1 protein-coding gene is annotated in these 246 nt (G+C 45.9%); it reads right to left on the bottom strand.

Annotation, left to right across the window (positions count from 1 at the left end):
- Nucleotides 1-246 (bottom strand): hypothetical protein (locus R0J87_RS23335; RefSeq protein ID WP_498889354.1); only part of this gene is annotated, 246 nt, incomplete at both ends.

The following is a 246-nucleotide window of genomic DNA, read 5'->3' as shown; positions in this document are numbered from 1 at the left end:
ATAAAAGCGATATAGGCAAAAGCAAATAGCCAAATCCAATTCGACTCCGGCACTAAACTGGCTGTCATTACGCCAAAGAACAAGGCGCTTAGCGATGAAGTAGCAATCAACACGTTCTTTCTTGGCAAGCGATCGGAAATATAGCCGCCCACTAAATTAATCACGAAACCGATGACGACCGTGCAGATCAAGAATAGCCCCGCTGCAACTTTCCCGATCTCTTGTGCGAAGAACAAGGCCATAAAC

The sequence above is a fragment of the Halomonas sp. SIMBA_159 genome (assembly GCF_046536035.1).
In the GTDB taxonomy this organism is placed as follows: Bacteria; Pseudomonadota; Gammaproteobacteria; order Pseudomonadales; family Halomonadaceae; genus Vreelandella; species Vreelandella venusta_A.
Note: the sequence above shows the minus strand (reverse complement) of the source record. Positions and strands in the feature narration are given on the sequence as shown.